This window comes from Coleofasciculus sp. (genome assembly GCF_046539235.1).
Lineage (GTDB): Bacteria > Cyanobacteriota > Cyanobacteriia > Cyanobacteriales > Coleofasciculaceae > Coleofasciculus.
This window is the reverse complement of the sequence record NZ_JBKHHI010000226.1, coordinates 1-10,660: the sequence shown is the minus strand read 5'-3', so window position 1 is coordinate 10,660 and position 10,660 is coordinate 1. Positions and strand designations below refer to the sequence as shown.

Here is a 10,660-nt window from a genome sequence, read left to right as displayed (position 1 = left end):
GGGAAAAGTTCACTTTTCTTTTAAAGATTCCCCCGGACTTTGAAAACCCCCTGCTACAAAAGGGTGGGTTTAGCTACATTAAGGCGACAAAAAATGTTACACCAAATCAGGGTTAGCCACCCCCGTTATAACTCAGTCCGCGTAGGCGGACTTGGTTTGTGTAGCAGCGATTTTAATCGCCGTGGTAAACGGGGGTGACAAAGGCTCACTCACCCCTACCAAAAGGGCGGGTTTAGTTATATCAGGGTGACAACAAATGTTAGTAGTTAAACCCGCCCCTACAAAAGGGTGGGTTTAGCTACATTAAGGCGACAAAAAATGTTACACCAAATCAGGGTTAGCCACCCCCGTTATAACTCAGTCCGCGTAGGCGGACTTGGTTTGTGTAGCAGCGATTTTAATCGCCGTGGTAAACGGGGGTGACAAAGGCTCACTCACCCCTACCAAAAGGGCGGGTTTAGTTATATCAGGGTGACAACAAATGTTAGTAGTTAAACCCGCCCCTACAAAAGGGTGGGTTTAGCTACATTAAGGCGACAAAAAATGTTACACCAAATCAGGGTTAGCCACCCCCGTTATAACTCAGTCCGCGTAGGCGGACTTGGTTTGTGTAGCAGCGATTTTAATCGCCGTGGTAAACGGGGGTGACAAAGGCTCACTCACCCCTACCAAAAGGGCGGGTTTAGTTATATCAGGGTGACAACAAATGTTAGTAGTTAAACCCGCCCCTACAAAAGGATGAATTTAGCGACATTTGACATACTTCCGATTTTAATCGCCGTGGTAAACGGGGGTGACAAACATCTATGCAGGTAATGTCCAAATTAAATAGGATGCCCATATCGCCGCCACCACAGCCAAAATAACTAACCATAATGGATAATGAGCGCGACTGACTTTCCCGTCTGATGTACTCAATGTTTCCACATCAATCCAAGGTGTAACCCCCCGCCGAAACCAACCCATTACTGTCACCGATTCACCTACTAAATCACTGGGGCGAGTTCCCAGAGGGAGTAAGTTACCCAGAGAACCTAAAATTGAAAAGTAATGCAGTTTAACTAACCCGCTATCCGTTTCGATAATTAAATCCACGCCTAACCAATTCTGCAATCCGCGCCGCCCTAAAAGTTTACCTGTAAATTCTACAGGTTGATGGGTAGAGGGTAACGCATTCGGATCAGCTAGCATTTGTTCTAAACTGGGTTGGTGACGAATCGCCGCAGGTTTGATATCGGGAAAATAACGATTAATCCAGAGAATAATACTTAGGCTAAATGCAATTAAGATACAAGCCTCCAGAAATGACCCAGCATTGTGTAACCAGATTAGCCGCCAGAATCCAGTTATCCACCAGCGAGATAGCCAATCACTGAGAATACCGAGTAACCAGAATCCCACTCGCAGTACAACACCGACAACGAATCCAGTTAATATAACACTTTGGAATAAGGGAAAAGCTTTATAACTATCAATTAGTTTCAACCAGCGTGTTTTATTATCCCGTATGGGTGGTGGTGGTATGGGTAAATCTAATTCTGTCCCCAACCGCCACTCGTAAGCATAACGGGCGCACAAATGCAAGCGATCGCCTAATAAAGGATGAGCCGCTGTAATAATTAACCAGTGGCGGTAAGGGTTGGTACATTCCCACTGTAAAACCCGTTCAAAGGGGACATGGGGCGAACAACTGCTTAAAAGTAATCCTTGTCGGTATCCTACGGGTAAAATTAAATCAAAGCTTTCCCACAAGGGGCGGGTTTGACCGGCTTTGTGTATCGCATCACTCATCCCTAAGCCAATTTTCAATAGCGCCCGGGTTAACCCATTGGGATTTCCAGTGGTTTCTATCGCCACGCGATCGCTATAGTAAATTCTAATCCGGGAAAACCATAGCAGGGGGAGGCGCAGTAACCAATAGGTGGCGTAACCTAAGCTGGAAATAATACTGGTAATCCCTAAACACAAAGGCGGTAACACTCTTTGAGTGGCGGGGTATTTGCGCCGAATCCACTCCGCTAACTGTTCTCCCCCTTGAGCTACATATAGATATAGGAGATAGGGAAACTGGAGAATTAATGTGCCTAGAGAACTGAGGATAAAGTCCCTGTTAACAATATGCCCCAACTGAGCCCCATAGATCGTGGCTATTTCATCTTCAGCGAGTTGTGTCAATAAGCCCTGACTAACGACAATTCGAGCCGTGCGAGGCAAATTCCCATAAGTTATCGCTAACGGCGCTTGTGTGGGTAAAATACCCAGCGTCGGTAACGGTAAACGGCGTTGACGACAAAACCGTTGGATCACTTTAGCCGATTCTGAGGATCGCGCCGAGAGTTGGCTGACGGAGAGGGGTTCTAATCCATACACCTGTTTTAATAGCCAATCCATTAACCAGGGAGAGACGATTAGCACCAAGATAGCCAAAACAGCTAAAACCTGAGTGGGATCACGGTAGAACCATTGAATCGGTGATAATAGCGGCAATTGCACCAATATAGTATTGGTGGTTGCCATTAAAAACTTTAACCAGAAACGCAGCACCCAAGCAAAGGCGATCGCACTTGCAATTCCAATTAGCCCCAATCGCTTTAATTTCGGGCGTTTGAACGGACGCCAGTTTTCCGCACGCCCTAAGTTGCGAAACCGAGGGCTGGCGGAAAAGACGGAGGGTGCTGAAGGGGGTGTGAAAGCCACCGGGAGTTGGGATGAGGGTTGAGGAGGAGGTTGGTTTCCTGGCGGATTTTGCCGCGATTTGTCACCTGTAAATAGGCGTTTAGCAGAATCAGTTAACCGCTGTTTAATCGTTCCCGGTTTGGTTGGGGAGGAGGGCGAGTTGAGGGGAACAAATCCGGTAGGATTCGCTGAATTGTCTTCTTCTGGCGTAAACCCCGTCTGATTGGCTGGCGGGGGGGATTCCGCCATGAGTTCCGGTAAGGTATTTGTCGCCCATTGTTGCACCTTGGGATTGAGATCTTGGGTAAGGGTTTGACAAAGCGCGATCGCCTTTTGGGTATCACCCCTGCGGCGATAAGCCTTGACTAGGGCGACACTGGCGCGGGAGATAATAGCTTCATCTAACTCAAATTCGCAGACGCCTTCTAGATGTGCGATCGCCACATCGTAATTGCCTTCTTTGAGAGCCGCTAAACCAGCATCGAGGGAGGGATTGGGTACAGATGCCATAATCGTTCATTCTACCCTGCTCTTTTACAATAAGCTGTCCTGCCGAGAATATTTCATCCGGGATTAATCGCGGGGAGTTGTCTCATCCTGTCATTGTAAAGTTTTGTGTAGGGGCGAGGTTCACGTTTATCGTTTCTTGATCAGTATTTTTCCACAACTTTATATAAAGTTTACCTTAACTTTACATCAAATTGAAAAAGATTCATTGCAACTTCACAATTAAGCCTTTCGCCAGAGAAAAAACTGGCTATACTCAAAACTGTTGAAACAATTCGCATAGTTGTGTGGGCGCTAATGAGTTTAATTCCGTGATTTTAGTTCATTGAATTTCTACATAAAATGGGAGGGATTAAAACGGTGAACTAGCCAATAGGGAAACATTTTCAGATTCCACATTCAGGGTAAATGCTTGTCCGGATTAATCGAGGAATTTGGTTGATTTAAATTCCTGGATAATTTTTCTGTGGCGAACGTCCAGACAATCCTATTTTTTCCCTATTGACGGGTGAATCCTTCACCGTTTTTTTAGGCGGTAAAATAGATGGAGAAGAGACAGAGGGTTTGTCGTCCAAAGCGCTGTTTAAAGTAGTGGGCTAGGATTGGGCAGAGGAGGATTGTCAAGATTGTCATCTTCGATAAGGAATTGTTGAATTCTAACTGCAATGCTGTAAAAATATAACAACCTGTAGGGTGTAGGCTGTAGGGGCGAGTCGCTGCACAAATGTTCGGTGCGAGAATTAACCTATCTCGACTCGCCCCCGTCTAAATAGTCAGTCGCTTGTTAGCCTTGGCAGGTTCTGAAATTCAGGTGACATCCGCAATTGGCAGGATCAAGACGAATCATTACCAGATTGACCCCTAAATCCCTGCATGACCTAACGCTAACCCTGCAACCAGCATCCCCAGAACCAAAAACGGTTGAGCGCTGGCTTGATATTTCACATCATTTTCCAGGGGCGATCGCAGAAAATACATATCCTGAAATGTAATCTGAGGCACAATTAACAGCAATAGTATCGCCGCATAGAGATTTTGGTGAATGCTAATTAAATACCCAGCAATCCCGGCTTGAAAGATATCAATCATCAGCACACAAATCCAAGCAGCTGTACCCACGCCAAACATCACCGGAATAGACTTGAGCCCCAATTGGCGATCGCCTTCGACACTCTTAAAGTCGTTAACCACGGCAATGCCTAAGCCTGCCAGACTATAAATCAGGGTAACAATCACAATCGTCCAATTCAGATCCCCAAATAAAGCATGACCCGCCCACCAGGGAAGGGCAATATAACTCGCACCGAGGGCATAGTTTCCCAGCCAACCATTCTTTTTCAGCTTCAAGGGCGGCGCTGAGTAAATATAGGCAAGAAACGCCCCAAAAAGCGTTAAACAGGTTAACGTGGGAAACTCATGACCCACCCATTGATCTAACCCATAGGCCACACCAATACCCGCCAGCAATAGCACGACAATCTGAGTCATCACTTGAGGCACCGAAATTGCCCCAGAGGGAATTGGGCGGTAGGGTTCATTAATCGCATCCAATTCGCGATCATAAAAGTCATTCAGGGTTTGGGTATACCCTGCCATCAACGGACCCGATAGTAACATACAAGTCACCGCTCTCAGGATATCTTCTGGCGTCCAGGTATATCCACCGCCCGACGCTGCGCCACAGACAACCCCCCAAATTAGGGGAATCCAGGTAATCGGTTTCATTAACTGGAGACGAATTTTCCAGATAGATTTTTCACCGGGGGCGGCACCTTTCATGCCTAGAAGTTGCCGGGTTTTACCTGTTTTATCAGTTTGTTCGGTTGAGGGAGAGTTAGACATTTTAGTATTGAGTTTTGAGTGTGTAGGGGCGGGTTTTACCAATAACGTTCCGGATCAAACCACTAACTTGACTAAACCCGCCCCGATTTGACCCGTGGCGATCCTCTATAGAACCTGGTGCGTGATTATGTAGGGGTGGGTTTTAGAGAATTTCGCTATTAATGATAACGCTACCTCAAAACCCGCCCTAACCGATACGTAGAGGCAGGTTTAACTATTATCGTTTGAAATGGTGCGTTACGCTGCGCTAACGCACCCTACACCCGCCCCGACGAATGACATAAGACAATCAGAACGAAATAATTAAATGCCGATCTTGGAACTTCGCCCCTTTCACCGCTTGACCGCTCAATTGGGGCGGAAGCCATATATTACGCCGCTGATCCCCAGCTTCAATCGTCACCTCTGGACCATATTGGGTGAGTTTCACCTGCTTTTTGTCGAAGCCCGGTAAAAATAAACTGACTTGACGATTCGCCACATCTATGCTAATAGATTTAGGCGCTTGCACCGCTTGTTTAAAATCAGGTAGGGCATCCATCAACGGTTGCCAATCAGCCACCTGAGATAACTGGGGTAAGGCGCTAACCGTTAACGGGGCAAATTCAGCCGCTAACGTATCCGTTGCTGGAATTTGGTTCAACAGAACCCCCCCCACCGTCAGATTAACCTGCTGGGCGCTCCCCCAGAAATACTTAGCCGTCGCTAAAGCCGCCGTATCTCCCGTTGTCACCAAATACGCCGCCACCCGATTCGGATTAGCCACAGCGGTTTTGCCCTGCTCTAGTATTTGGTTGGTTTGCTGAGTCGGTTTGTTGGCAAAATCGTCGGGTGTCCAGGTCACATTAAGAATGGCACTGGTAACGGGTTGGATAAACGGGGAAATCGCCTTACCCAGATCCGACTCGGTAAAGATTTGGCGAAAGCGGCGAAAATACCAACTGAGAATTTCTGGCATCCCCAGCATCCTCAATGTGGCTTGATCGCCGCTGCCATCGTAGATAATCACATCATACTCACCACTGGCATCGTACTCGCGAATCGCATTCAGGGCTAAAGCACTATCCATCCCCGGTAAAATGCCCAATTCTTGACCATAGACATTTTTCAGCGTTGGCGATCGCAAATACTCCGCCTCTAGCTTTTTCACCTCTTCCCAACTTTGTTCCAGGAGGAGGGTAGACTGAAGCTGAACTGCTTTCAGATTTTGTTCCACCTCCGTCGGATCAGCCCTAGGGGATGTTCCCAGTAACAGTCCAAACGCCGGGGTAGGATCTTGCCCGACTAAAAGGACACGCTGACCAAGATTTGCGAATTTTTTAGCCGCCGCGATCGCAATTGTGGTGCGACCGGTGCCGCCTTTGCCTAAAAAGGTGAGAATAAAAGCCATAATTTTGCTGGACGCTGCTGGGGAAGTCGTCACTAACTGACGGGTTTGAGTTCATCTTCAAAAAACCAGGTTGCCGTGTTGTCGTCAAATTCGACGATCGCACCGACACCGCTGCCATCTGTCATTTTAAAGTCTTTGACGATGCCCACTTTCCCTAGTTTATTCACGATATCGCCCGACACCCGGTCTCTGAGACGACAAACTTGAACTTTTTGACCAATCTCCATTATTGCTGCTAGTACTTTTAATAGGATGAACCATTCCAAAGTGTACCGGAATCTGGGAAGTTTTGACCCGATTACAAGCTTCGATGAGATAGTTTTGAACATGTAGGGGCGGGTTTGACGACTAACCCTGCGGTTCCAACCACTAACTTAACTAAACCCGCCCCGACCAAGGTTTCCTTCCCCTGCTTCCCCTGCTTCCCCTGCTCCCTCTGCTTCCCCTGCTCTCTTCATCTCCCACTTACCATCCGCTCCTGGGCTTCTGCCAAGGCGCGTCGGACTTGCTCAAATCCTGTCCCCCCGTAACTGTTACGGGCAGAAACCACCTGAGTCGGTGCGATCGCGTCGTAAATATCCTCCTCAAAGGCGGGATGGATTTCTTTCCACTCTGGCACAGTTAAGTCTTTGAGCAGTTTACCCGCCCCTAGACAGGTTCTCACCACTTTACCCACCAAGTTATAGGCTTCTCGGAAGGGAACCCCTTTACTTGCCAAATAATCAGCCACATCGGTAGCGTTGGCGAAATCTTCCGCTACGGCTGAGGCGAGACGCGGAGGACAAAACTCTAACCCCTCCCCTAACAGAATTGTCATGGCTTCCAGACATCCTTTAACTGTTTTCACGCTGTCAAATATTGCCTCTTTATCCTCCTGCAAATCCTTGTTATACGCCAACGGTAATCCCTTCATCAGCACCAACATCGCTTGCAGATGCCCAAACACCCGCCCCGTTTTGCCCCGTACCAATTCCGGCACATCCGGGTTCTTCTTTTGCGGCATAATACTCGAACCTGTCGAGCAATTATCCTTGAGGGTAACAAAGCCAAATTCCTGAGACGCCCAGAGAATAATTTCCTCCGACAGTCGGCTCAAGTGAACCATAATCAGACTCGCCGCCGTCAAAAACTCAATGGCAAAGTCGCGATCGCTCACCCCATCTAAACTGTTGCGATAGACATCACCAAAGTCGAGCAGGGAGGCGCTGTAGTGCCGATCAATCGGGAATGTTGTCCCCGCTAGCGCCCCACACCCTAAAGGAGAAATATTCACCCGCGGGTAAATTTCCCCCAATCGTTGCCAATCCCGCTGCAACATTTCCCAATACGCCAGCAAATGATGAGCTAAACTCAACGGTTGGGCGCGTTGGAGATGGGTGTAGCCGGGGATTAGGGTTTCGACATGGGATTGAGCCATAGTAAGCAAAACCCCTTGCATATCTCGCAACTGAGTCCGAATTTGGGTAATTTGATCCCGCAGATAGAGTCGGGTATCTGTGCCAACTTGGTCATTTCGCGATCGCGCCGTGTGTAGCTTTTTCCCCACATCGCCAACAATTTCGGTGAGGCGTCGTTCCACGGCAAAATGAACGTCCTCAGCGTCAATACCGGGGTTAAATTTTCCCTGGCGGTATTCTGAACGAATTTGTTCTAACCCGTTCACCAGTTGTTCCGCTTCAGGGGCTGAAATAATTCCCGTATGGGCAAGCATCTTCGCATGAGCCACTGAACCCGTCAGATCATACTCAATCAGTTCGATATCGAACCCAATACTCGCATTAAAAACCGCGATCGCCGGATGTAGTGCTGATTCAAATCGCTGACTCCATGTTGTTTGTTCCGTCACAATACCGATTCACCAATGACAAAGGACAAATGACAAAGGACAAATTACCCAAATGAACTCATCCCCCGAAAAATATAACCGATAACTAAACCAATTAAAAATGCCCAGACTTGACCCGATTCAATGAAATTATTGAACGCCTGTTGAATTTGACCCAAAATATCCGGATCTTCAACTTGCTGGGCTAACACCAGTCCATCGGTTAGCCATGGACTCACCAGGTCAATCAGGGGATGAAGACCAGTGACAACAGACGTTAGAGCTTGCACTTCCATAACAGCCATGGCGATGATTGCCTTTAAATTAGGTTACTCGGAAGATTTTACCTGCAACACGACCAAGGTCATATCATCTCCGTTACGGTTTTTCCCGCCCATAAACTCTCCCACCCGCTCAAACAGGTAATCTAGGATGGGTTGGGAGCCTTGGCGATGTTCGCACGCCCACCTAAAGGCTTCAATCAGATTTTCCTCATCAAAGCGATCGCCATGTTGATTGGCGACATCGGTAAATCCATCAGTGTAATAGATAATCGTGTCTCCGACATCAAGCTGGATTTGATCATCTTTATACTGAGAATCTGCCTCTAAGCCAATTAACATTCCATCCGTATCAAGACGCTGGATGGAATGGGTGGATGCTTTCCATAAGAAAGGGGGATTATGAGCCGCATTGCTATAGGACAATGTGCGGGTTTGAGGATCGTACTCCGAATAAAACAGGGTGACAAATCGATTGGAATTTTCTAAGTCAGCATACATCACCCGATTTAGATGTTCCAGGATGCGGGCTGGGGAGTGACGGTTTAGCACTTCTGCTCGCAACATACCCCGCGTCATTGTCATAATCAAGCCGGCTGGTACACCTTTACCCATGACATCACCAATGACAACGCTCCAGGGTACAGAGGTTTTGTGGTTATCGATCGTTTGACTATCACAAGGCTGTATAGAACGAAGCTGATCGTAGTTGGTGGGAATAAAATCATAATAGTCTCCACCAACTCGACTTGCCGTCTGACACTGCGCCGCCAGTTCAATTCCTTTAATCGAGGGACATTGACGGGGGAGGAGGCGTAATTGGATTTCCGCGCCAATTTCTAACTCTCGATCTAAGCGTTCTTTTTTGCGAAGTTCTACAGTCAGTTCATCATTCGCGATCGCCACGGCTGTTTGATCGGCTACCAAACGCACTAACTTCTGTCGAGTTGGCGTCCAGCTATAATTCAGGTCATCAGTAAACACATACAAACGCCCGCGTTCGACATTTTTAATCAAAATCGGTGTGCTAAATAACCGAATATCTCTGTCTAAATAGCGATTGACCTGATCGTCAAACGATGACCAAATTGCGTCCAACTGTTCTGGACTCATTGCCGATTTTCCATCCTCATTGCCTTGAGTGGTGATCGTCTGAGTTGCCCGTTCAAGTGCTGGACGCAAGGTTTGACACTCTTGATTATCTTGGCAATGCATCTGTTCTAGCCGGAGTTTACCATTTGGTTTTAACAAAACCAATGCGCCTCCCTCCGTATCGGTTACCCGTGCTGACATCAAGGGAATTAATTCTAAAAATTGATTCAAATTGTTGAAGCTGCGTAAGGCAAATCCCAGTGAGCTTAACAAATCTTGGATTTTATGTTGTTCTCGGTGCAAGCAAGCCACAAGTTCTTTCAGGGCGGAAACGGGTGTTCTGTCAGAAGCGGCGATATAGGGTGTGCCATTCGCTGAATTAGGGGTTTGGCTGGGGAAGGGGCGTGCTGTCATCACATCAGGGTTGGGGAGCATCACTTTTTACTAAGGATATAGTCCAATCGCAGGTAGTCTCTACACTTATGGTCTTCAAGTAGCTATTGAAACACTTTTGACCATCCACGCTTCCATAAGTAAGTTGGAAACGTCCGGACAGCCTTCTTGCAGGCATGAATAGGACAATATAAAAAGCGTGGGAAAATCCCGATGACATCCTATCTTAACGCTGTTGGTCTTTGGCGCTGTACTGAAGTCTGTTCCGGTTATTATATAAGGATTTGACTGATTTTAGGTGTCAATCATAGCGCCAATTGAGTATTCTGCCAACGTCCATCTGGGGGATGAGTTAAACTATTTCTTGTTTTTAGTCTTCAATCAAGCATCCAAAATCAAGATTACCTCTTCAGGAATCCCCCATTTTTTCTATCGATTGGAAAATAAAAGGTACATTTACCCTTTTCTTCAACCAGGATAATAGAACCACCGCTGATATCGGACAAAACCCATCGCAATACTCGTGGGACTCCGGGTTCAGCGAAGCAACCCGGAGGGGGATAGAGGTCAAACCGCGCCGCTCTGCGGTTAGACGAGGTTTGACAATCCAACTGTTGATACCAGTCCAGTATTTCGCTGCAACAATTGGACTTT

Annotated in this window: 8 protein-coding genes; all 8 read right to left on the bottom strand. The window is 47.3% G+C overall.

Annotated elements, in window-relative coordinates:
- Positions 1-804 precede the first annotated feature (804 nt).
- The gene (locus ACLFWI_RS18825) at positions 805-3,186 is read right to left on the bottom strand and encodes a M48 family metalloprotease (protein WP_446414180.1); all 2,382 of its coding nucleotides are present in this window, start codon (positions 3,184-3,186) and stop codon (positions 805-807) included.
- An 858-nt stretch (positions 3,187-4,044) separates the two neighbouring features.
- Positions 4,045-5,025 carry a chlorophyll synthase ChlG gene (gene chlG / locus ACLFWI_RS18820; protein ID WP_446414179.1) on the bottom strand — a complete coding sequence of 327 codons (981 nt, stop codon included), beginning with the start codon at positions 5,023-5,025 and terminating at the stop codon, positions 4,045-4,047.
- A 289-nt stretch (positions 5,026-5,314) separates the two neighbouring features.
- Positions 5,315-6,415, bottom strand: coding sequence for a Get3/ArsA fold putative tail anchor-mediating ATPase NosAFP (locus tag ACLFWI_RS18815; protein ID WP_446407104.1), 1,101 nt, complete (start codon positions 6,413-6,415; stop codon positions 5,315-5,317).
- Between the two features lie 32 nt (positions 6,416-6,447).
- Entirely contained in the window at positions 6,448-6,642 is a 195-nt protein-coding gene (petP, locus tag ACLFWI_RS18810) for a cytochrome b6f subunit PetP (protein ID WP_446372796.1), read from the bottom strand.
- Between the two features lie 227 nt (positions 6,643-6,869).
- Positions 6,870-8,261 (bottom strand): argininosuccinate lyase, encoded by a 1,392-nt coding sequence (gene argH / locus ACLFWI_RS18805; RefSeq protein ID WP_446414178.1) that lies wholly within the window; start codon positions 8,259-8,261, stop codon positions 6,870-6,872.
- Between the two features lie 44 nt (positions 8,262-8,305).
- On the bottom strand, positions 8,306-8,545 hold the full coding sequence (locus tag ACLFWI_RS18800; RefSeq protein WP_446414177.1) for a hypothetical protein: 240 nt from the start codon (positions 8,543-8,545) through the stop codon (positions 8,306-8,308).
- Positions 8,546-8,569: 24 nt separating this feature from the next.
- Positions 8,570-10,027, bottom strand: coding sequence for a GAF domain-containing SpoIIE family protein phosphatase (locus tag ACLFWI_RS18795; RefSeq protein WP_446414181.1), 1,458 nt, complete (start codon positions 10,025-10,027; stop codon positions 8,570-8,572).
- A gap of 380 nt (positions 10,028-10,407) precedes the next feature.
- Positions 10,408-10,660 (bottom strand): hypothetical protein (locus ACLFWI_RS18790; protein ID WP_446414176.1); only part of this gene is annotated, 253 nt, incomplete at its 5' end.